The 22,954-nt window shown below is 56.3% G+C and carries 20 protein-coding genes and 1 pseudogene; 17 read left to right on the top strand and 4 right to left on the bottom strand.

The annotated features are described in order from the left end of the window. Positions 1 to 60 precede the first annotated feature (60 nt). Positions 61 to 657 carry a TetR/AcrR family transcriptional regulator gene (locus tag ACR0D6_RS14730; protein ID WP_480766036.1) on the top strand — a complete coding sequence of 199 codons (597 nt, stop codon included), beginning with the start codon at positions 61 to 63 and terminating at the stop codon, positions 655 to 657. Between the two features lie 121 nt (positions 658 to 778). Continuing rightward, a complete protein-coding gene (locus ACR0D6_RS14725) occupies positions 779 to 1,885 on the top strand; it encodes an alkene reductase (RefSeq protein WP_480766035.1) in 1,107 nt (368 codons plus the stop codon). 180 nt (positions 1,886 to 2,065) lie between these two features. On the opposite strand, the gene ACR0D6_RS14720 is transcribed toward ACR0D6_RS14725, so the two are convergent. Next, positions 2,066 to 3,160, bottom strand: a complete 1,095-nt coding sequence (locus ACR0D6_RS14720) for a BMP family ABC transporter substrate-binding protein (RefSeq protein WP_480766034.1) — start codon at positions 3,158 to 3,160, stop codon at positions 2,066 to 2,068. Between the two features lie 341 nt (positions 3,161 to 3,501). Then, complete coding sequence (locus ACR0D6_RS14715; RefSeq protein WP_480766033.1) at positions 3,502 to 4,422, bottom strand: LysR family transcriptional regulator; 921 nt, start codon at positions 4,420 to 4,422, stop codon at positions 3,502 to 3,504. Positions 4,423 to 4,525: 103 nt separating this feature from the next. Between ACR0D6_RS14715 and ACR0D6_RS14710 the strand changes: the two genes are divergently transcribed. From ACR0D6_RS14710 to ACR0D6_RS14700, 3 genes are all read left to right on the top strand, one after another. After that, the gene (locus tag ACR0D6_RS14710) at positions 4,526 to 5,896 is read left to right on the top strand and encodes an amidohydrolase family protein (protein ID WP_480766032.1); all 1,371 of its coding nucleotides are present in this window, start codon (positions 4,526 to 4,528) and stop codon (positions 5,894 to 5,896) included. Positions 5,897 to 5,979: 83 nt separating this feature from the next. Then, positions 5,980 to 6,450, top strand: coding sequence for a nucleoside deaminase (locus ACR0D6_RS14705; protein ID WP_480766031.1), 471 nt, complete (start codon positions 5,980 to 5,982; stop codon positions 6,448 to 6,450). Between the two features lie 412 nt (positions 6,451 to 6,862). Then, positions 6,863 to 7,009 (top strand): TauD/TfdA family dioxygenase, encoded by a 147-nt coding sequence (locus ACR0D6_RS14700; RefSeq protein WP_480766030.1) that lies wholly within the window; start codon positions 6,863 to 6,865, stop codon positions 7,007 to 7,009. A 361-nt stretch (positions 7,010 to 7,370) separates the two neighbouring features. Here the strand turns inward: ACR0D6_RS14700 and ACR0D6_RS14695 are convergent, their stop codons facing one another. Then, positions 7,371 to 8,246 carry a LysR family transcriptional regulator gene (locus tag ACR0D6_RS14695; protein ID WP_480766029.1) on the bottom strand — a complete coding sequence of 292 codons (876 nt, stop codon included), beginning with the start codon at positions 8,244 to 8,246 and terminating at the stop codon, positions 7,371 to 7,373. Positions 8,247 to 8,406: 160 nt separating this feature from the next. Between ACR0D6_RS14695 and ACR0D6_RS14690 the strand changes: the two genes are divergently transcribed. From ACR0D6_RS14690 to ACR0D6_RS14680, 3 genes are read left to right on the top strand one after another with little or no spacing between them, the layout of a single operon-like run. Next, positions 8,407 to 9,519: a zinc-binding dehydrogenase gene (locus ACR0D6_RS14690; protein WP_480766028.1), complete on the top strand. Its 1,113-nt coding sequence runs from the start codon at positions 8,407 to 8,409 to the stop codon at positions 9,517 to 9,519. Beyond that, positions 9,516 to 10,865 carry an MmgE/PrpD family protein gene (locus tag ACR0D6_RS14685; RefSeq protein ID WP_480766027.1) on the top strand — a complete coding sequence of 450 codons (1,350 nt, stop codon included), beginning with the start codon at positions 9,516 to 9,518 and terminating at the stop codon, positions 10,863 to 10,865. Before ACR0D6_RS14690 ends, ACR0D6_RS14685 begins: the two co-directional genes overlap by 4 nt. After that, entirely contained in the window at positions 10,865 to 12,400 is a 1,536-nt protein-coding gene (locus tag ACR0D6_RS14680; RefSeq protein ID WP_480766026.1) for a trimethylamine methyltransferase family protein, read from the top strand. The genes ACR0D6_RS14685 and ACR0D6_RS14680 overlap by 1 nt, the downstream gene beginning before the upstream one ends. Before the next feature lie 174 nt (positions 12,401 to 12,574). On the opposite strand, the gene ACR0D6_RS14675 is transcribed toward ACR0D6_RS14680, so the two are convergent. Next, a complete protein-coding gene (locus ACR0D6_RS14675) occupies positions 12,575 to 13,561 on the bottom strand; it encodes a DMT family transporter (RefSeq protein WP_480766025.1) in 987 nt (328 codons plus the stop codon). A gap of 377 nt (positions 13,562 to 13,938) precedes the next feature. Between ACR0D6_RS14675 and ACR0D6_RS14670 the strand changes: the two genes are divergently transcribed. From ACR0D6_RS14670 to ACR0D6_RS14630, 9 genes and pseudogenes are all read left to right on the top strand, one after another. Further along, positions 13,939 to 15,249 carry a replication-associated recombination protein A gene (locus ACR0D6_RS14670; protein ID WP_480766024.1) on the top strand — a complete coding sequence of 437 codons (1,311 nt, stop codon included), beginning with the start codon at positions 13,939 to 13,941 and terminating at the stop codon, positions 15,247 to 15,249. 229 nt (positions 15,250 to 15,478) lie between these two features. After that, positions 15,479 to 16,285, top strand: coding sequence for a crotonase/enoyl-CoA hydratase family protein (locus ACR0D6_RS14665; protein ID WP_480766023.1), 807 nt, complete (start codon positions 15,479 to 15,481; stop codon positions 16,283 to 16,285). A gap of 145 nt (positions 16,286 to 16,430) precedes the next feature. Then, complete coding sequence (locus ACR0D6_RS14660) at positions 16,431 to 17,474, top strand: RluA family pseudouridine synthase (protein WP_480766022.1); 1,044 nt, start codon at positions 16,431 to 16,433, stop codon at positions 17,472 to 17,474. Beyond that, positions 17,471 to 18,142 (top strand): HAD-IA family hydrolase, encoded by a 672-nt coding sequence (locus tag ACR0D6_RS14655; RefSeq protein ID WP_480766021.1) that lies wholly within the window; start codon positions 17,471 to 17,473, stop codon positions 18,140 to 18,142. Before ACR0D6_RS14660 ends, ACR0D6_RS14655 begins: the two co-directional genes overlap by 4 nt. A gap of 4 nt (positions 18,143 to 18,146) precedes the next feature. Next, on the top strand, positions 18,147 to 18,854 hold the full coding sequence (locus ACR0D6_RS14650) for an ATP12 family chaperone protein (RefSeq protein WP_480766020.1): 708 nt from the start codon (positions 18,147 to 18,149) through the stop codon (positions 18,852 to 18,854). 208 nt (positions 18,855 to 19,062) lie between these two features. Continuing rightward, entirely contained in the window at positions 19,063 to 20,079 is a 1,017-nt protein-coding gene (locus ACR0D6_RS14645) for an amino acid ABC transporter substrate-binding protein (protein WP_170656656.1), read from the top strand. Between the two features lie 128 nt (positions 20,080 to 20,207). Next, entirely contained in the window at positions 20,208 to 21,476 is a 1,269-nt protein-coding gene (locus ACR0D6_RS14640) for an ABC transporter permease subunit (RefSeq protein WP_170656655.1), read from the top strand. Position 21,477: 1 nt separating this feature from the next. Then, a complete protein-coding gene (locus ACR0D6_RS14635) occupies positions 21,478 to 22,833 on the top strand; it encodes an amino acid ABC transporter permease (RefSeq protein WP_480766019.1) in 1,356 nt (451 codons plus the stop codon). A gap of 12 nt (positions 22,834 to 22,845) precedes the next feature. Continuing rightward, positions 22,846 to 22,954, top strand: a pseudogene (locus tag ACR0D6_RS14630) (amino acid ABC transporter ATP-binding protein); the annotation flags it as partial.

The raw sequence follows: 22,954 nt of genomic DNA, 5'->3' as shown, positions 1-22,954 counted from the left end.
ATTCCAAAAAAGCCTTACCGGTGTCTTGAATTTCTGGACCAACCATTCCACATCTTGCTCATGAGCAATGAAACCCTCTCAGTTGGCGACATCAGATCACCTGCAGGCCCAGGTCGGCCTCGTGCCTTTGACGAAGCGGAGGCTTTGGAAAAAGCCTTGTGCGTTTTTTGGCACAAGGGCTACGAGACTGCGTCTGTCGACGATCTGACCAAGGCCATGAGTTTGAGCCGGTCCAGCTTCTATGGAGCGTTCGGCAACAAGCAGGCTTTGTTTCACAAAGCCCTCAGCCACTATTCAAGGCGGGCCTTGAAAAATCTGCGTGCTGTTGCAGACGCTGGCGGGAATGATCCTGTTGGAGCGATGATGGAAGCATTGGCGAACCCGCAGGGCGGTCGTGACGGCTGCATGCTGATCAACTGCCTTACGGAGCTTGCCCCTCATGATGATGAGGTGGCGGCTCTTGGGCGGCATCACTTGGAGAGCATTGACGAAATTATTGCGGGAGCGCTTGAGCCTTCAGATCCGGATCAGGCCCTCGACAAGGCGCGCGCCTATGCCTCCCTTGCAATTGGCACGCTGGCCCTGCGTAAGGCGGGCGTTCCTGCTGAGCAGATATCGCAAACCCTGAAACAAGCCCGGTTGGTGATTTCGCCTTAACGCCCTCCCCGACCATAAGGATTTGAAACCCAACACAAACTCCAGCAAGAAACGTGGCCCCAATATTGGACTATTTAGTCCAAAACTTTCTGAACGAAGTTGACCAAAAAAGGAAACAGCAATGGCTGATGAAAAACTATTCTCAGGCACCAAAGCCGGTGCAATCGAGCTGAAAAACCGCGTTGTCATGGCGCCACTGACCCGCAACCGGGCAAGGGCAGAAGATGACAGCGTTCATGAATTGCAGGCCGAATACTACGCCCAGCGGGCGGGCGCTGGACTGATCATCACAGAAGCTTCGCAAATCTCGCCCCAAGGCAAAGGCTATGCCTGGACGCCCGGCATTTATTCCGAAACACAGATCGAAGGCTGGAAAAAAGTGACCGAGGCCGTCCATGCAAAGGGTGGCAAGATCGTGATCCAGCTTTGGCATGTAGGTCGGATTTCACATACCAGCTTGCAGCAGGACGGCCGCGCCCCGGTTGCACCATCTGCAATTGGTGCCAAGGCGATGACTTTTGATGGCGAACAGTTTGTCGAAACATCGGAGCCGCGAGCGCTGGGCATCGAAGAAATTGCAGGCATTGTAGCCGACTACCGGCAGGCCGCAGAAAACGCCAAAAAGGCGGGGTTCGATGGTATCGAGGTCCATGCGGCCAATGGATATCTGATCGATCAGTTCCTGCGGGACGAGTCCAACAAGCGTGAAGACGAATACGGCGGGTCTGTTGAGAACAGGGCGCGATTCCTGAAAGAGGTCATGGACGCGGTTGTCGACGTGTGGGGCGCCGCCCGCGTTGGTGTCCGCCTCAGCCCATTCTCGAGCGCCAATAACATCTCCGACAGCGACCCACAGGGGACATTCTCCCATGCGGTCAAGTTGCTGAATGGTTATGGTCTGGCCTATCTCCATCTCGTTGAAGGACAAACCGGTGGCCCGCGCGAAATTCCGGAAGGGGGCGATCTGAAGGCGCTCTATGACCTGTTTGACGGCGCGAAAATGGGCAACAACGCTTATGACCGAGAAATGGCGATTGAAGCGGTCAAAATCGGATCCCTGGATCTGGTGGCCTTCGGTCGACCGTTCATTTCCAACCCGGACCTGGTCAATCGGTTGGAGAAAGACACGACACTGAATGAGTTGGATTCAACCACCCTCTATGGTGGTAATGAAAAGGGATACACCGATTATCCGGCACTGGAAGAGGAAACGGTTGCAGCGGAGTAAAACCACTGCTCTACCAGCTAGATTAACTCGGTTTTGACACACAAAATCAAAATAGTGAGCGCGCCTGTTTAGACGCGCTCACCTTGCGGTTACAACAATCTCGATCGTTGAAGCGGGGAGAAAAATGGCTCCTGGAGACGTTCAGAACCGCGTTTTTCTATTGCAAGAGCATGACTTACTTTAGGATGGTAACTCGCCGTCGACACCTTGCACAAACCAGTTCATTTCATGAACTTGCTTGTCGGTCAGCGCTTCTCCTTCGCCGATTATAAGTTCGCCACTTGCATTCGTGATAGGTCCGGCAAACGGGTTCAGTGTTCCATCTTGCAGCGCTTGCTCGACATCAGTTGCGGCTGATTTTACCTCATTCGGTAGCGCTTCGTTGTACGGAGCCAGCATGACCAATCCACCACTGATTCCGTCCCAGGTGTGATCGGTTTCCCAAGAGCCGTCCAAGACATCTTGAACGCGGCGTATATAATACGGCCCCCAATTGTTCACGATTCCTGTGAGGTGCGCCTTTTTAGCGAATTGAGACATGTCCGCATCCTGACCGAAGCAGTATACACCTGCCTCCTCGGCTCTTTGGCAGGGCGCCGGGCTGTTTGTGTGCTGGGTAATGAAGTCAGCACCTTGATCGAGCAACACCTGTGCGGCGTCTGCTTCCAGTGCAGGGTTATACCAAGTATTGACCCAGACCACTTTCACTTCAACATCCGGGTTTACCTTTTGTGCCGCCAGCGTGAAGGCGTTTATGCCCATGATGACTTCGGGGATTGGGAAGGAGGCGATATATCCCACTGTATTTGTTTCAGTCATCATCCCGGCGATTGTTCCAAAGACAACCCGACCTTCGTGGAAACGCGCATTGTACACACTGACATTGGGTGCGGTCTTGAAGCCTGTATTGTTTTCGAAGTGGACGTCCGGAAACTTTCCGGCAACTTGCAGCGTCGGCTCCATAAAACCAAATGAAGCCGTAAAAATCAGCTCATGGCCAGTCAAGGCAAGCTGGGTGATGACGCGGGTGGCGTCAGGACCTTCGGCTACACTTTCAACGAATGTTGTTTCGATCTGATCGCCAAAATGAGCAATGACGTCCTGTCGTCCGACCTCATGTCGATAGGACCAGCCGTTGTCACCAATCGGAGTCGGATATACAAATCCAACTTTTAGTTTTTCTTCAGCAAAACTTGGTCCTGAACCCAAGACCATTGACGCAGCCGCGCAAATCCCGCTTGCAACAAGCGTTTTGAACTTGAGCTTGTTTTCCATCGAATATCCTCCCTGTTCATCCACTGGATGCAACGGACCGAGTTTGGCGTGGCACCGTTCTCGCGATTTGCTGCAAGGAGCGGGTGACAACACGCATTGCGACGTTGCACGAAGCCTCACACCGTTTCGGCTTCCTTTTCGGATTTGGTGAGGAAAATTATTGATCAGCCACCGATACATTCAAGCGCATACATTCGCTTATTGTGTGCGCAAAATAAGTACACTTTAGTGGGCTTTTCTGTCTTCGATCATATATCAAAAACTACCTTCAGGCAGTGTTTCACTGAAGCACAAAGCTTGTCACTTGCGCGGCAAGCAGTCAGAAGCCGAGCAAATTCCTGTCACGCATCCGTGGTTTTTGCCCCGGCATCAATTTTCTCCAAGGTCTGCACCAATATTTGCGCCAGAGCTTGAGTTGTCTCAGACATTTGCGCGGGGTTGCGACCACTGAGCGTCAGAATTTCGTACATATTTTGGCCTTCGATCTGGCAGAACACCAAGTCGCCTCTGGTCACTTCATCGCGCACATCCGCCCAGGTCAAAAAGCTGACCCCAGCCCCCTGAATGACAAGCTGTTTTATCGCGCTAACCGAGTTGGATTTTGCTATGGCCTGCGAATTCAAGCCCATACGCTGGATCATGGATTTCACGGTTGCATTTAATGACAAGGAACGATCTGGAAGCACCAATTGCTGCCCTTGTAGTTCCTCTTTTCCAATCACACCCTTTGACCGAAGCTCTGGTGTAGGTTTCATTACAGCACCGATATCCAGCCTTGTTTCATAATGACAACGGAAACCGAGATCTCCTGGCATGTTAAATGCAACAACCAGATCAAGTTCGCCTGCAAGCATCTGCTGAACCAGTTGAGATGTCCCGGCCACGACAACATCAATGGCCACGGACCCGTGTTTTTGTCTCACCTCGTCATAAACTGTCGCCAGAAAGCCTTCGGCAAAGCATTCCATGATCCCCAGGCGCACATGACCAACACGCCCCTTCAGGACTTCGATTTCGCTTCTGAGAGTCTGATCCCGGATTTGAAAGTCCCGGATGTATTCGACGACCAGCTTTCCAGCTTCGGTCAAATTCATTCCTTTGGCATGGCGCAGGAACAACGGGGTCCCTAACTCCCGCTCCAGATTTAGAACATGTCGATTTATGGCAGACGGGGCCAGATTGACTCTTTCCGAGGCCTTCCGGATCGAGCCTGAGCTAGCAACAATTTCGAGAACGTGGGCAGCCTGAGTGAGCAGTGGCATCATTGCGTCCTAATTTTTAGTCCTGATTGTCCAATTTATTATCATAGATTGGAACACCACTTCCTCCTAGCCTTAACAAAAATTCTTAAAGGGTAGAGAAGAAATGACACGTGATGTCCTGCTTTGCGCACCGCACGTACTGACAATGGATACGCAGAATACTGTCTTAATCGACGCCGCGGTTCTCGTGCGTGGAAATGAAATCGTTGCCGTCGGGTCGCGCGAGCAGCTGGTACGCGAAAACCCGCAAGCAAAGATTCAGGAATTTCGTGATAGCTTGCTCATGCCCGGCCTCGTCAACGCACATTGCCATTCGGGCATTCTGCGTGGAACGGCCGAGGGATTGCCCGTCTGGGATTGGTTGCGCATGTATATCGATCCCATGCACCGAGTGCTCAATGCGCGTGAAGCAGAAGCAGCATCATGGCTTTGCTATGCGGAATCGGCTTTGTCCGGGACGACGACAATTGTTGACATGTGGCGGTACATGCATGGCAGCGCGAAGGCCGCGGATACAATCGGCACACGGGCTGTGCTTGTGCCATATGTCGGTGAACACCCGGACTACAACTATTTTGAAACTCTGGCATCCAACGAACAGCTTCTGGATGACTGGCATCGCAAGTCGGAGGGTCGGATCAATGTTTGGGTGGGGCTTGAGCACTTGTTTTATGCGTCGCCCGAAAAGCACCGGGACTTCATTGATCTCGCGCTGAAATATGACACTGGATTCCATACGCACAGCAACGAAGCCGAGATTGAATTGCGGGAAATGGACCGCCGCTATGGCAAGCGTTCGGTTCATGTTCTCAAGGACCTGGGTTTCTTCGAACCTCGAAATACTCTGCTGGCACATTGTGTCTGGTTGGACGATTCCGAGATCGAGATCATCGCCGAAAATGGTGTTGGCGTCGCCCACAACCCGGTCAGCAATATGAAGCTGGCAAGTGGCATCGCGCCGGTGGAAAAACTGCTCACGGCAGGAGTGGCAGTCGGTATCGGCACAGATGGCGAAAAAGAGAACAACAATCTCGATATGTTCGATGACATGAAGTGCACGTCTCTTCTTGGAAAGTTGAACAATCTGGACGCTAGCGCATTGGATGCGTGGGAGGTCCTGCGAATGGGCACAATCGACGGCGCAAGAAGCATCGGTCTGGAGAATGAGATCGGTTCTCTGGAGGTCGGCAAGAAGGCCGACATCATTGCGGTACGCACTGACACGCCGCGCATGACGCCATTGATCAGCGAAGGTGAATTCTTCAACCTACACTATAATCTGGTGCATTCGGCGCGGGGCTCGGACGTTGTCATGACAATGGTGGACGGAAACCAGATCGCGAGTGATGGACGGCTTTTAACCGCTGCCATGTCTGACCTGATCGGTGAGGTTCACGACGTGCTTCCAGGGCTGTTTGAGCGCCGTGCAGCCTTTCTTGCTGAAAACACCGATGGTGCGGTGAGCCCTGTTTGAAGGTTGGCACCGCTTCTGAAAAGCTACGTAAGTCATAAGGAAAACCTTTTGGCGGGCTCCAAATGGCAAAATAGGAAAATCTGATGTGCGATGATCTGAAATATCTGCGGCAAACCATCAAGATCGCCAAAGAGTGCCGAGAATCCGGCAATCATCCTTTCGGGGCCATTCTGGTCGGCCCACAAGGTGATATTTTGCTTAGTGCTGGAAACTCCTACTCGTATGAAAAAGGCGTTGGACACGCCGAGTTGAATGTTGCCCGAGCGGCAAGCCGAAAATACCAACCGGAGTACTTGGAGAAGTGTACACTGTACACATCGGTGGAGCCGTGCTGCATGTGCGCCGGGGCCTGCTACTGGGCAGGGATTGGAACGGTTGTATACGGGATGACTGAAAAGCGATTGGCTGTACTAACCGGCGACAACGAGGAAAACCTCACACTGGACCTGCCGTGTGAAACCGTATTTGCAGCCGGCCAGCGGACTGTAGAAACCCGCGGGCCATTTGCCGAAATCGAAGAAGAAGTTGCCGAGGGTCATATGGGTTTTTGGTAGTTTGATGCAAGCCACGAGAGACTTTTGAAAAGCCGATCTTCCAAATTTCAACTGAAATAACAGGTTGGTAACGCTCTCTGGTTGTTAAGACATCACGCCCAGAACACGAACTTCCTTGGCTGTCCTCTTGAGGTGGCACAAGATTCATAGCTCCAGTCCACGACATGTTGGCCAATTAGCTCCGCGCCCTCGAGCGAAATACTGAGATTCCTCTGAATTCACGACTGCAGTAGCTCAATTCTGCGCCTGCTCGATTGAGAAAATGGCATCACCGTTTGATGTCGTTTCGTGGCGCAGCTTACGATCCTTACCAGGAACGGGTCGGAAGGGCCGTTGGAAGAGTGCTTGATGGTGGCTACTCGAGTGCGCGCGGGTAAAACCAGTCCGCGCTTAACGCTGAACCCCGGAGTATGTGATCCAATTCCGGCTGGAGCCCGGTGATCTGATCGCCTTCGACAATCGCCTGATGCTGCATGCCCGGTCGAAGTTCGATCTGCAGGGCGGCATGCGGCGTCTACGAAATGCAGGGGCTGAAGACGGCCACGGACTATTGTCTTGAACAGGTCGCTATCATGGGTGCCAATCCGGTGCCGGAATACGAGGCGTTATCGAACTCAACCGTCTAATAAGGGCTGAAAGCAACTTTGAAAGAGGCAAATGCCCGCTACGAAGGGTTGGATTGACCCTGCGATCTGCCGGTTTCCTTTCGATCGACTGGCTACTGCATTTGATACGCCCTGCGCAGCCCGGAAGCCGATGAAAAAGCCGCAAAGCATGGCGATTTCTTCAATGCTCAGTCTGGTGCGCGCGTTCAGATTGCGCGCACACGTCAGGCGCAGATATCAGATGCACACGCCCCCTTCGTGTTGCCTGAACGGGTTGCTTTCCGTAATTTATCAGTCGCAAAAACGCCTGCTGATCTAGCCCTGACCAGCAATCCAATCGAGGAATTTGCCAGCTGAATTGCGGTCCGCTGCGCGAGGCATCAGGCAACCAAAATAGCCACGATGTGTCTTGATGCGCCGGTCGGTGATCGGCGTTAGCAACCCAAGATCGAAATGATCCTGGAGCAGTGTCTCCCAACCAAGGATGACGCCATCACCGTTCAAGGCAGCCTGAAGATAGACCATGAAACTGGTAAATTTCCGCTCGGAGGCCGGGGCGGATGGAACAAGCTCTGTCCCGTCGAAGAACGTGGTCCAATCGTCGGTGTGAAGGCCCATTGTCAGATAGAGCAGCGCGTGCTCTGAAAGCGCTTTTAGGTCGTCTCCAATCGATGCGGCCACGTCCGGCCGGGCCACTGCGACCATACTCTCTTCAAACACCAAAACCTTTCGCATTCCCGGCAAACGGTCAGGATTGTCGAAAGCGACCACGATATCGCTCTCAAAATCGTAGGCGTCATTCTGGTCTCGCGAGATCAACTCAATCGAAATTTCGGGATGCATTGCCCGAAATTCGGGCAGGCGCTTCATCAGATAGCAACTGGCAAAGCCGATGGTGGTGTTGACGGTCAAGCGCGCTCGGTTCGGGTGCTGGCGTACCAATTCCAGCGCACTGCGGACCTGCGTGATGCCACCCGAGATTGCCCGATAAAGCACTTCGCCTTCCCGCGTGAGTGTCGCAAAGGGCCGTGTCCTGTTCAAAAGCTTCACGCCCAGCTCCGCCTCCAACTCGGCCACACGGCGGCTGGCCGCCGGTTGCTGTACGTTCAATTCTTGCGCCGCTCGGGTGAAATTACGATGCCGAGCCACGGCCTCGAACGCGGTCAGACGTTTCCAGTTCAGTGCCGCCATCCCATTCCTCCACGGAATGAAAGGTATAAGCGTTTCGGGCCTTCTAACAATGGATAAGGCGAATTAGGGTTCCGTTGAAAGCAAATGCATTCAGAAAGGTGCACGCCATGCCGCCTCGCAAATCGAGCCGGTCCGACGGATTTAACGGAACCTTCCTGTCATGAAGACACAAGCCGCTGTGATGTACAGCACGAAAGAACCGCTTGTGGTGGAAGAGCTGGACCTCGATACGCCGCGTGCTGGCGAGGTTTTGATCCGCATGGGGGCAGCTGGCGTCTGTCATTCCGACTATCATGTGATCTCGGGTCAGGCGGATCATGATCTGCCCGTCGTGCTGGGCCATGAAGGCGCGGGCGAGGTGATCGGATTGGGCAAAGGCGTCACCGATCTGTCCATCGGGGATCATGTCGTCCTGAGCTGGATTCCCTTTTGCGGCGACTGTTTCTTTTGCGCTCACGAGCAAACCCATTTGTGCCAGACATACAAAACCCCACTCTGGGATGGAACCATGCTGGACGGGACGTGCCGGTTGACCAACGCCAAGGGCCCTGTACGGCACCTGTCCATGCTGGCGTGCTGGGCCGATCACGCTGTGGTCCCGCAGGAAAGCTGCATTAAGATCAGCAAGGCCTTACCGTTCGATGTCGCCGCGCTTTTAGGTTGCGCCGTAACCACAGGCGTTGGCGCAGTTCTGAACCGCGCCAAAGTAGCGCCAGGGTCAACCATTGTGGTGATCGGTGCGGGTGGTGTGGGTTTGTCTATCATCATGGGGGCAAAGCTGGCGGGTGCGCACAGGATCATCGCCATTGATGCGGCGCCGGGAACGGAGGCCAAGGCGCGTGAATTGGGAGCCACGGATTTTATTCCGGCGAGCGAGGATGTCAGGACTCGAATCCATGAGATGACTGAGCACGGCGCCGACCATGTGTTCGAAGCCGTCGGAAAACGCGCCTTGCAGCGGGCGGCGATCGAGTACTGCCGCCCCGGGGGGCAGGTGACTTTTGTCGGGATGGACGGAAATGACGCTACGATAGACCTGCCCTCAACAGGAATTACGCGCGCCGAGATTATTGTTACTGGATCGATCTTTGGATCAGCCTGCACATCGCGCGACTTTGTGGCCTATGCGCAGCACTACATCGAGGGTAACCTGCCCATCGACCAGCTGATAGGACGGCGCTACAGGCTTGACCAGATCAACGAAGCTCTGGATGACATGCTCGCTGGAAAACCTGGGCGCGGCGTGATCCTGTTTGACGAGCCGGCCCTTTGACCCAATCGGCGCTGATCCGTCTGGCCCGCTTTGTTGCCGAAGACCCGCTGAATGCGGATGCCGCTGCACTGTCGGTTCTGCGCGACGGCGTGATCGACACACTTGGTTGTATTCACGCTGGCGCATGCACTGATGTCGCGATCAGGTCGCGAGACGGCGTGCTGGCAATGGGTTCGGATGGCCCTGCACAGGTGATCGGCACTGAGATGAAAACCTCGCGTCCGCAAGCTGCATTCCTGAACGCTGTCGCGGGTCATGCCCTGGACTTCGACGATTGGGAAATCCCAGGCAACACGCACCCGACCGTGGTGCTCTTGCCTGCCGTGCTGGCCGTTTCGGGGCCACAAACCCACGGCGCCGACGTCGCCTGCGCCTATCTCGCCGGATTTGAAGTGATCGCCCGATTGGGGGAGGCGATGAATTTCGAGCATTACGATGCAGGCTGGCATTCCACCGCCACGCTCGGTGCATCCGCAGCCGCCGCGGCCTGCTCGCGGGTTATGGGGTTGTCCGCTGAAGAAACAGCGAATGCGATGTCCTTAGCGATCAGTACGGCAAGTGGGTATACCTGTCAGTTCGGGTCTCATGCCAAACCGATCCAAGCGGGATTTGCTGCGCGGGCCGGTGTCGAATCCGCCTGCTTGGCGCAAGCTGGACTGACAGGCCAGGAGCATGTTCTCGACCATCCGCGAGGCATGTCCGAGTTGATGGGCGGGCCGGGCGCTCAACGTTTTGACGTGGCCTTGGGCAAGTTGGGCTTGGGGTATGCCTTGACGCAGCACGGGCTTGTTTTCAAACCATGGCCAAGCTGTGGATACACGCATCGGATCATGACCTGCGCGTTGCGCCTGCGTGATCGCCTACCTCTGGGTGAAATTGCACGCATCGATCTGCATCTTCCCGATTTCCACGCCGCCGTGCTGCCCTTTTGTCAGCCAACGAACCGGCCCGAGGCCCTCTTCAGCCTGCCTTTCGTGGCCGCGATTGGGTTGATCCGAGGTGGATTGACGCTGTGCGACCTTGAGGCCGAGCAATGGAATTCGCCAGAGGTGATGAACCTGATCACCAAGATACACGTACATCCATTCCCTCCAGCACGACCGGACCTGAACTATGCAAAAGAAGATCCCGACCGCATGGTTATCACTCGGACTGACGGGACGATCCTTGAGGAAAGCTGCACCTATCCCTTGGGTGCGCCTCAACAGCCCATGAGCGATGACCGGCTCTGGCAAAAGTTCAATGCAAATGTCGGGCTTGTCCCCGACGCATGGGCGGCGAAGCTTCGTAACTGGCCTGAACAATCAGGCATTCTCGCCCTTTTGACACAGCAGGTATCCCACTAATGAGCAGAATACGATCAGGCCGCGCCGCACGGCGAGCGGGACGTCAGGGTGGTGCTGGATCTGGCCCCAGCGCAGCAATCTGGCCCGGCATTGAGGGCGGTCAATACCAGGTGATCTCTCCCGAAGGCGTCCTTGGTATTCATCGGACGGTCCTGCGTATCCTTGCCGAAATCGGGCTCGTCGGTGCAACACCACGCTGTATCGAGACGATCACGGCTGCGGGCGGGTCTGTCTCTGACGCTGGCAGGTTGCTCTTTCCGCCTCAGATGGTGGAACGTGTACTTCAAACAGCGGGCCGTGGGTTCATGCTTCATGGCCAGAAGCCTGAGTACGACCTTAACCCAAGCGGCACACGCATCCACCTTGGTACCTCTGGTGCGGCTGTACACATTGTGGACAGCGAGACCGGCAAGGTACGTGACAGCACCCTGTCTGATCTCCACGACATGGCCCGTCTTGCCCAGGCGCTACCGAATATCCACATGTTCCAGCGCACGGTCGTGGCGCGCGACATCAAAGACACCCATGCAATGGAGTTAAACACTGCCTATGCCTGCGCAGCGGGCACGGCAAAGCCTATCGGCACGTCATTTACCTCCGCAGACACGATGCGGGATGCAGTCGAGATGTTCCACATGATCGCGGGCAGTGAAGAAGCCTGGCGCGCACGCCCGTTTTGTTGTGTCTCGACGTGTTTCGTCGTGCCGCCCCTGACGTTCGCCGAAGAAGCGCTTAGCATCATCGAATGCGCTGCAGAGACCGGCACGCCCCTAAAGCTCGTCTCTGCCGGGCAAGCCGGGGCCACCAGCCCAGCGCCGCTAGCCGGTGCAGTCGCACAGCAAACGGCCGAAGTGGTGGCGGGATTGGTCTATGTGAATCTTCTAAATCCCGGCCATCCGGCGCTGTTCGGTGCCCTGCCCTTTGTCAGCGATCTGCGCACCGGCGCGATGTCGGGCGGCAGCGCCGAGCAAGGCGTGCTTATGGCGGCCTGCGCCCAGATGGCACAGCACTACGGCATCCCCTGCGCCGTCAGTGCCGGTATGACAGACAGTAAAATGCCCGACTTTCAGGCGGGTTACGAGAAGGGCATAACCGAGCTTCTCAGTGCTCTGGCAGGCGCGAACCTGATCTATGAAGCTGCGGGCATGTATGGATCGCTTTTGGCCGCCAGCAAAGAAAGCTTCGTTCTGGACAACGACCTGATCGGATCGGTCCTGCGCGCCACGCGCGGTTTTCAGATCAACGAGGACGCTTTGGCTTTCGACGTGATCCGCGAGGTTTGCCTTGCCGGGCCGGGACATTTCCTTGGCAGTGGGCAGACGCTGCAACGAATGCAAAGCGACTATTACTATCCTGACCTCGCCGACCGCACCACACCGCAGGCCTGGGCAGATGCCGGGGCGCCATCGACCCTTCAAGCAGCACGCACACGAGCCAAAGAGATCCTTGCGAGAGATGATGCTGCGGTCTTCGGGGCCGAGACCGCCGCCGCCATCTACCAACGCTTTCCCGAGATAGCGGCAAACTGGAAATGACCTGTTTCAGAGAAGCCAGCGTTATTTGGGACGTTAATCGGTCGCGCAGCATTGGCTGCATTGGGTTGTCTCCGGCAATCGCTGAGGTCCTCAACAACGGCGGCTGCGATGCCGAAATATATCCGGTCTCGCATATGGTTCGGCGGCTAGCCAATTTTTGTCCAACTTTGGCATCTAGTATCGACGATGCACCCTCTTTTCAGTGATCACGTTCCGCTTCTTTTGACGCTCACGTAAAAAGACAAACATTCCCGACCCCAAAATCAATGCGATACCAATTGCGACAGGCAGGTTGGGCAATTCTCCCCAGATTACCCAGCCCCAGAAAATTGCCATCGGAAGGCCAACATATTCAAACGGTGCCACCGTAGCGGCATCCGCCATACGGTATGCCTGACCAAGACAATAACCGATGATTGCAGAATTGAACCCGAGCCCAACAAACAGCCAGCGGTCAGTCCCTTCGGGCCAAACCCAAGCGCGTAGTAAGAAAATCAGACTCTCGTTTTCAAACTCATTCGCAAAGCGCCCGTCCCCGGCTATCGACCAGAACACCAGACTGACGACGATAAAGCACGCCTGAATGTAAACGGCCATCGCCGATGCCTTGGACTTTGCGCCAAGAAAGCGGGTGAGCACGTTGTTAAGGGCATAGGTGAAGGCCGCAAGAACCGGCAGAGCATACATCAGCAGACCAACTTCACGCTCACCGCCGGCTTCCCACGGACGAGTCATGATCACCACGCCCAAGAAACCCACAAGCACTGCGCCAATCCGCATGGGGCCAACCTTTTCACCTAGCAATGGGATGCTCAGCAAAGTGATCATCAAGGGTGCAACGAAGAACACCGCGGTGGCTTCCGCCAGGGGCATTACTGCAAGAGCGGTAAAGAACGTCAGATTGGCAACGACAATAAGCAAACCGCGCAGGAGGTGAAGTCCCGGCTGATCTGTCTTCAGGATACGCCAACCCCCTTCCATTTGTACCAAGGCAAAGCTGAACCCGATCCCGATCAACGATCTCGTAAAGACCATCTGATGCAAGGGATAACCGCCAGACAGGAATTTGATCAGCATATCATTGACAGAAATCGCCAATATTCCGATCAGTACGAACGCGATACCAGCTGTCGGGTTTTGCAGTTTTTGTTCCGCTGTCATGGAGTACCCTTTCCAAATGGCCACTAACACGGACCATTGAGCAGGTCACCTCACTTGCGATGCCTTTTTGGAACAAGGCAATCGACCCCAAGCCGGTGTCGGGCTGAGTTTGAGAGCAAGGTTGTTGTGTTGATCTGGCAGCAAGAGCAAAACTGCCGGTCTATTAAGATCCAAGGCCAATAACTCTTGGCGTATCGGCTGCAATTACACGGTAGTTTTACCTCTAACATCTGGATAGGCGGATGCCTGGCTTAGACGCGCTGGTATAGTTTATGGGTTGCAAAAAAGATCACCCGCTATCACCAGGTCTATTCCGATCACTCATTGTTCAAGGTATCTCCTGAAAGCCAATCCAAGTCGGAAGCGAGGTTAACCAGATGTCAGATCTCTTCGATCTCAGCAAAGAACAAGGCAAACAGCCGCTTGCCGCAGCTTTGCGACCACGCTCACTTGACGAAGTTATCGGACAGGATGCTCTCACGGCGAAAGGGTCGATCCTGCAGCGCAGGATTGCCGCGGATCAACTCGGCAGCATTGTTCTTTACGGTCCGCCGGGTATCGGAAAGACGTCCATCGCGCGGGCCGTGGGCAACATGCTCAATAAGGATTTCCGCCCGCTTCATGCAACGCGCGCCGGTGTGAAGGAAATCCGCCAACTTGCGGACGAAGCGCGGATGCGCCCCCTTCTTATTTTTGTCGATGAAGTTCACCGGTTCTCCGCCACACAAGCAGACGATCTTCTTGCGATCTGCGAAGACGGCACCGCTGATTTCATGGGGGCGACAACTCAGAATCCCTACACTGCGTTACCCAAAGCTCTTATTTCACGCTCAACGATCCTGAAACTTGAACCCATTTCTCTCCAGGACATGGAAAAGGTCGTTGCACGAGGCCTCGATCATCTGGCGAGCACCGGTATCAAGGTAGCCTTATCCGCCGAACAAATGCGGCTCATCGCGGGGCGTTCTGGCGGTGATGCACGCCGGGCTTTGACGACCCTTGAAAGTCTTGCTGTTGGTCATATGCCGGGCGAACCCGTTACCGTTACAGAGGAAATGATCGAAGAAGCCTATATGGCCTCGCCGGTTAACCATGATCGTTCCGGTGACCAGCATTACGACATTATTTCCGCGTTTATCAAATCGATGCGCGGAGGAGCAGCAGCGGACGCCGTGCTTTACTGGCTTGCGCGGCTTATCCATGCAGGTGAAGACCCGCGTTTCATCGCCCGCCGCATCATGATTCAGGCGTCCGAAGACGTGGGGCTTGCCGACAACAGTGCCCTGCAGACTGCTGTTGCCGCTGCTCAGGCAGTGGAATTGGTCGGATATCCCGAGGCAAGAATTATCCTTGCCCATGCCGCCCTTCATGTTGCCCGTGCGCCCAAGTCCGGATCCGCCAATCATGGTATTTCGGCAGCCCTTGCGGCAGTTGCGAGCGAGCCGCCTTTGCCGGTTCCGTTGCATTTGCGCGATACGCACTATCAAGGCAGCGAAAAGCTTGGCCATGGCGGCTACCGGAGCCCACACAAGGATCCGCGAGGCTGGGTTGATCAACAATACGCACCTGGCATCGAGCCGGGACGCTTCTACAAAAGCGAAGCTCGGGACGCACCTACATTTGAAAAGCGCGCTGACGAATACTGGGAGAGGATCACCGGCCGACCGTCACCCAGACGGTTCGATTAGGGTGCTTTCGTCCGTAGGAACTTCCACTCTCTAGACCGGCGCAACATCAGAAACTCGGGAAACTTTGACAACTATAGTAGCTCAAAGTTGCCAGGGCGCTTCTCCAAACTCCTGCTTCAGCGAATCCCTCAGGTCGTTACGTCAGAATGCCATGTGCCGTGACGTTGCAGGTGACACTTTACCTACAGCAGCATTCCCTTAGGGCAAGAACATGCCGGGAGGGAAGTTTATGACCGTTGAAATCGAAAAAACCGAAGACGTTTGGACCATATTGCATGACAGGCCAGAGGCGCGGAACGCCGTGGATACCGATCACGCGCGGGCGCTGGTAGATGCTTTTCTGGAATTTGAGCAAGGACCGGCCAAGGTCGCGGTCTTCTGGGGAATGGGCGACAATTTTTGCGCAGGCTGGGATCTGAAGCTGGCGGCGTCGTTGTCTGACCCTGAACTGCGTGAAGCCTATTTTGATATGCTTGCATTTCCGGTCGGGTCGGCCCCTTCGCTGACTGGTCCTCTGGGCCCCTCGCGGCTGGAATTATCGAAACCGGTCATCGGCGCGATAGAAGGCGCCGCCGTCGCCGGTGGAATGGAGCTTGCGCTGTGGTGCGACATCCGGGTGATGGCCGAGACGGCATACCTTGGCGTTTACTGCCGTCGCTGGGGGATAACTCTGATGGATGGGGGCTCGGTCCGTTTGCCAAGGCTGGTCGGTCAGGGCAAAGCGCTTGAGATTGCCCTGACCGGCCGCAAGGTCGAAGCAGAGGAATGCTATCGCATCGGCCTTGCGGAAAAGGTGGTACCACATGGCACGGCCCGGACTGCAGCCGAGGCTATGGCCCGGGAAATTGCTCGGTTCCCGCAGGAAGCCGTGCGGGCGGATCGCCGGTCGATCATCGAAACCCGTGGCATGCCCGTGCGCGAGGCGCTCAAGGTAGAATGGGCCAACGGCCTTGAGGCAATCCGCCGGGAAGGAACAGCCGGGGCTGGACGATTTCGGGATGGCGCTGGCCGGCATGGCGACTTTTCGAATATCTGAGCCATCGATCCGGATGTAGCCACGTGAAACGACTGTCGCGCCTTGACTCTGCTGGCGCTGCGCGCGACAGACGCCTCATGCTTTCTTGGAGTGGTGTGGATATGTGGCTCACGCGGGCGCGTCGTGAATGGATGGGGGTTTTCCCATGACTGGCGTGCAGATGATCACGGTTGAAAACGGCGACGGAGATCAGCGCCTGGACCGCTGGTTGCGGCGCCTGTTTCCGCATGTCAGTCAGGGTCGCATCGAAAAGATGTGCCGCAAGGGAGAGTTGCGTGTGGACGGTGGTCGGGTAAAGGCCTCGACCCGGCTCGAACCCGGTCAGGTCGTGCGTGTGCCACCGCTGCCCGACGCAGATCACAAACCGGCCGAGGTTAAACGCCGCGTGTCCGACGCGGATGCAAAGATGATCCAGTCCTGCGTGATCTACCGGGATGATCATGTTCTTGCCCTGAACAAGCCCGCAGGACTGCCGGTTCAGGGGGGAAGCGGTCAAACCCGCCATGTGGACGGCCTGTCCGAAGCTCTGCGCTTTGGCTTTGATGAAAATCCGCGCCTTGTGCACCGATTGGACAAGGATACCTCGGGTGTATTGCTGCTGGCGCGGACCCGTGAAGCGGCCAAAGGATTGACGGCTGCCTTCCGACACCGCAACACCCGCAAGATTTATTGGGCGCTGGTTGCCGGTGTGCCGACACCCTATCTGGGCGAGATCAAGACCGGGCTGGTCAAGGCGCCCGGCCATGGCAAGCACGGCGAAGGCGAAAAAATGATCCCTGTCCATCTGAACGAGGTGGACATTACGCCGGGCGCCAAGCGGGCGCACACCCAATACGCGACCCTTTACCGGGTGGCGGGACGGGCCTCGTGGGTTGCGATGGAGCCGATTACTGGCCGCACGCATCAATTGCGTGCGCATATGGCCGCCATCGGGCACCCCATTATTGGCGACGGTAAATATGGCGGATCAGGGCAGGAGAATCTGGGCGATGGCTGGGGCGCGCAACTGGGCGGCATCATCAGCAAAAAGCTGCATCTGCATGCCCGGCGATTGTCGTTCGAACACCCGCTGACACGAAAAACCGTGACCGTTACCGCAGCGTTGCCGGATCATATGAAAGAGAGTTGGGACACTCTTGGCTGGACCGAAGACCTGGCCGCCGACGATCCCTTTGAGGACCTGCAATGAGCGCGCCCCTGCGGCTGGTTCTGTTCGACGTCGATGGCACTCTGGTTGATAGTCAGAGAAGCATCGTCTCGGCCATGACCGCATCGTTTCAGGCTGCATCGCTGCCGGTGCCCGATCGGTCGGCGATTTTGTCCATTGTGGGCTTGTCCCTGCCTCACGCAATGGCGCGTCTGGCGCCCGAACAAAGCGACACCGTTCAGCATGATCTGGTCGAAGGATACAAGGCGGCCTATCACGCCCAGCGGCTGGAACAGGGGGCGGCAAGCTCTCCGCTCTACCCCGGCGCATTTGAGATATTGCAGGCATTGCATGCAATTCCCGAAGTACTGCTTGGGGTCGCTACCGGAAAGTCGCAGCGCGGTCTGGATGCGCTGCTTGAGGCCCACGCGCTGGAGCGGTTTTTCGTAACCCGGCAGGTTGCGGATCATCACCCGTCCAAACCGCATCCTTCGATGATTGATACCGCGCGATCCGATACCGGTGTTGCGGCTTCGGATACGGTGATGGTCGGGGATACCAGCTTTGACATGGAAATGGCCAAGGCCGCCGGTGTTGCGGGGATTGGGGTTTCATGGGGATATCATCACAGGAACGCCCTGAAGGATGCACATTGCGTGGTGGAGACCTTCGACCAGCTTCCGGGCGTGCTGACCAAAATCTGGGACTAAACGTATGAGCGATTGGAAACCGAAACGGTTCTGGACATCTAGCGCTGTGGTGCCAGTTGATGGGGCATACACGGTCGAATTGGATGGCCGTCGGGTGAAAACCCCGGCCAAAGCCACCCTTATCCTGCCAACGCAGGCCATGGCGCAGGCCGTTGCAGCCGAATGGGACGCGCAGGAAAAAGAGGTCGATCCGGCCACGATGCCCTTCACCCGGTCTGCCAATGCAGCCATCGACAAGGTGCGTCATCAACATGCCGAAGTGGCCGACATGCTGGCCGCATATGGTGATTCGGATTTGCTGTGCTATCGGGCAGCGCACCCCGAAGCACTTGTTCGGCGGCAGTCGGAACAATGGGATCCAGTGCTTGATTGGGCGGCAGAAACACTCGGCACCCGGTTGTTGCCGGTCACCGGCGTTGTTCACCAGCCACAGTCAGCATCGGTTCTGGAACTGCTGAAACAACAGGTGCGGGAACTGGACGAATTCCGTCTGGCAGCGTTTCACGATCTGGTCGGTCTGTCGGGATCTCTGATTCTTGGCTTTGCCGCAGCGCAGGATTGGCGGAAAGCAGACCAGATCTGGCGGATTTCGCGTTTGGATGAAATCTGGCAGGAAGAGCAGTGGGGCATCGACGAAGAAGCGCAGCGGGAAACCGAGTTGAAAAAGATCGCCTTCTTGCACGCTAAACGGTTCTACGATCTATCGGTTTGAGCCTTTGTTTTAGGCGGCTGCGGGTGACCCAGGGTCACCCTGCACATGCCGTCCATCTATTTCCCTGATACGACCCTTGACGTTTTCTAATGAATGCGACCAAACTTGTGCCCACTAAAGGGGAGACACCTTTGGGGTAACCTTTCCGGTATCTTGATGCCGGACAAAACCGTTTCGTCTGGGGACGGAAAATCAGGAAGAGGTAAAAATGAAAAAATCCGTAATCTTGGGCGCGGCCACCGTTGCCGCTCTGGCAGCAGGTGCTGCTGCAGCGGGTACCGCGGACGACGTCAAGGCGCGCGGCAAGCTGAACTGTGGTGTTGCAACCGGCGTACCCGGCTTTGCGAGCCCGGATGCCAATGGCGAATGGCAGGGCTTTGACGTAGCCGTCTGCCGCGCAGTTGCAGCCGCCGTACTGGATGATCCGACCGCTGTTGAGTTCATTCCCACCACCGGCAAGACACGCTTCACTGCGCTGGCTTCGGGTGAGATTGACATGCTGGCCCGTAACACCACATGGACCTTCAGCCGCGACGTCGACCTGAAGTTCGAATTCGTCGGCATCAACTACTATGACGGTCAGGGCTTCATGGTGCCAAAGGCGCTGGGCGTAAGCTCGGCAAAGGAACTGGATGGCGCAACCGTCTGCATCCAGACCGGCACCACCACCGAACTGAACCTGGCGGATTTCTTCCGTGTCAACAACATGAGCTACGAGCCGGTTCCGATCGAAACCAACGCCGAAGCGCAGCAGCAGTATCTGGCTGGCGCCTGTGACGTCTACACCACCGACGCTTCCGGCCTGGCCGCAACCCGCGCCACCTTCGAGAACGCTGCAGATCACGTGATCCTGCCCGAAATCATCTCGAAAGAGCCGCTAGGTCCGCTGGTCCGTCACGGCGACAACGAGTGGGGCGACATCGTCCGCTGGACTCTGAACGCGCTGATCGCGGCCGAAGAGCTGGGCATCACCTCGGCGAACATCGACGAGATGTCGGCCGGTACTGACAACCCCGAAGTGAACCGCCTGCTGGGTTCCGAAGGCACCCTGGGCGAGATGCTGGGTCTGGACGCAACCTGGGCACAGCGCGCGATCAAAGTGGGTGGCAACTATGGTGAAGTGTTTGCCAAGAACATCGGTGAAGAAACGCCGATTGGTCTGGCACGCGGCCTGAACGCACAGTGGACCGATGGCGGCCTGCTGTACGCACCGCCGTTCCGCTAAAAGCCACGGAAAAGGGCGCAGGGCAACCTGCGCCCTTTTTCCATCCACAAGAAACACGCCCGGACAGTTCCGAGCAGAGATCAACTCTGCCGACAGAAAACCGGGATTCACGGGGATATACATAGGTCATGACGACTCTCACTGACCCGCCGAAGGAGCAGTTCCGGCTGTCCATGCTCCTTTACGATACGCGGTACCGATCTGCGACCATTCAGGTCATTGCAATGATCGGTTTCATGCTTCTGGCAGCCTGGCTTATCAACAATACTATTCAGAACCTTGAGGCATTGGGCAAAACGGTCGAGTTCTCGTTTTTCGGTGAACCGGCCAGTTATGATATCAACCAACGTCTGCTGGAATACGACTCGCGCGATACCCATCTGCGCGCCGCGCTGATCGGGCTGCTGAACACGCTGGTTGTCGCGGTGCTGGGCTGTATCACTGCCACGATCGTTGGCGTTATGGTCGGCGTCCTGCGCCTGTCCAACAACTGGTTGGTCGCCCGGATCATGACCGTTTACGTCGAGATGTTCCGCAACGTGCCGGTGCTGCTGTGGATCGTATTGGCCATGGCTATCCTGATCGAGGGTCTGCCTGCACCGCGTGCATTCCGGGGCGAAGATCCCGAAGCAACGATGAAGCTGTTTGACTCGGTCGCCATTACCAACCGCGGGGTCTATATCCCCGAGTTCCTGTTCTCACGCAGTTTGGGCGATATCCACCTGTTTGGAACATCAAGCCTGCGCTTTGATGTTTCGCTGGACCTGATCGCGTTCCTGATCGTGCTTGGCGGCAGCATCTTTGCAATGCGCAAAGTGTCGGCCTGGGCCAATGCCACACAGGAAAAGACCGGCGACCGCCCGACCATCTGGCACATCCAGCTGGGTCTGCTGGTCGTTCCGTCGGCCATCCTGCTGGGCGCGCTAGGCTTCCATTTGGGTTTCCCTGAGCTGAAGGGGTTCAACTTCAGCGGCGGCACCCATCTGCGGAACTCATTGATCGCCCTGTGGCTGGCGCTGTCACTTTATACAGCGGCCTTCATCGCCGAGATCGTCCGTGCTGGTATTCTGGCGATTTCGAAAGGTCAGACCGAGGCCGCATCCGCGCTGGGTATGCGCCCGGGCCGCACGATGCGTCTGGTGATCCTGCCGCAGGCGCTGCGGGTGATTATCCCGCCGATGATCTCGAACTATCTGAACCTGACCAAGAACTCGTCACTGGCGATTGCGGTCGGATATATGGACATCACGGGTACCCTTGGTGGCATCACCATGAACCAGACCGGGCGTGAGCTGGAATGTGTTCTGCTGCTGATGCTGATCTACCTGTCCATCTCGCTGAGCATCTCGGCGGTGATGAACTGGTACAACAACCGTGTCAAACTGGTGGAGCGGTAATATGACTGATGTTTCATTTGTCCGCACGGAAATGTTGCCGGAACAGACACCACCCGCTTCAGAGGTGGGGGTGCTGGGCTGGATCAGACATAACCTGTTCTCAAGCTGGCTCAACGCTATCCTGACCGTAATCTCGCTGGTCTTCATCTACTACGTGCTGTCCAACGTTCTGACATGGACGTTCGAATCCGTCTGGAACGCGAATTCACTGTCAGAATGTCGTGAGATCATGATGGCAACGTGGGGCGATACCCATGGTCATGCCTGCTGGGGCGTGATCAAGGATCGCTGGTTGCAGCTACTTTACGGCTTCTACCCGCCGTATCCTGAGTACCCGAATGCAACATGGTCAAACCCACCAGAAGCTGGGGCATGGCCGGCCTATTTCCGACCAAACCTGGCCTTCATCCTGTTGCTCGTCGCGATTGCGCCTGTGTTGTTCACCAAAGTACCGCGCAAGCTTCTGATCGTCACGGCGGCCTACCCGTTCCTACTGCCCTGGTTGATGTGGGGCGGTAGCATCTGGGGGCCACTGATGGTCGCCGCCGGATTTGCCATCGGGTATATCGCCTACAGGCTTGTGCTACCTGCCGCGGGTTCACTGACGGCCCTGATCCTTGCGATCGTGCTGCCCATTCTGTGGTGGTTGTTTGCAGCCGGCCCGGTTGCCGATACCATCGATGCAGCACTTCCAATCGGCATCGCCGCTGTGGAAAGTCGTGACTTTGGCGGCTTCATGCTGGCGATCCTTCTGGGCGTTGTGGCCATCGGTGTATCGCTGCCTATCGGCATCCTTCTGGCACTGGGTCGCCAGTCCGACCTGCTGATCGTCAAATACATGTGCGTGGGCTTTATCGAGTTCATTCGCGGTGTGCCGCTGATCACCCTGCTGTTCGTGGCCTCACTGCTGCTGAACCTGTTCCTGCCGCCGGGCACCAATTTTGACATCATCCTGCGGGTGATGATCATGATGACCCTGTTCTCTGCCGCTTATATGGCCGAGGTGATCCGGGGTGGTCTGGCAGCCCTGCCAAGGGGCCAGTACGAAGGTGCCGACAGTCTGGGCCTGAACTACTGGCAGGCTCAGCGGCTGATCATCATGCCACAAGCCCTGAAAATCTCGATCCCGGGCATCGTGAGCACTTTCATCGGTATCTTCAAGGACACGGTTCTGGTGTCGATCATCGGCCTGTTCGATGTAATCGGCCTGACCAACGCGATCCGTGCCGATACCGCTTGGAATGGCATCTACTGGGAACTGTTCGCCTTTATCGGCGCGCTGTTCTTTGTCGTCTGCTTCTCCATGTCCCGTTATTCCATGTATCTGGAGCGCAAGCTTCAGACTGGCCACCGTTAAGGAGTTCAACACATGTCTGAACTTGCAATTGAACGCGAAATCGACCGCTCGAAGATGCAGGTGAGCGACGAGGTCGCCATCGAAATCACCAACATGAACAAGTGGTACGGGGCATTCCACG

The sequence above is a fragment of the Ruegeria sp. BJ6 genome, assembly GCF_056537885.1.
Note: the sequence above shows the minus strand (reverse complement) of the source record. Positions and strands in the feature narration are given on the sequence as shown.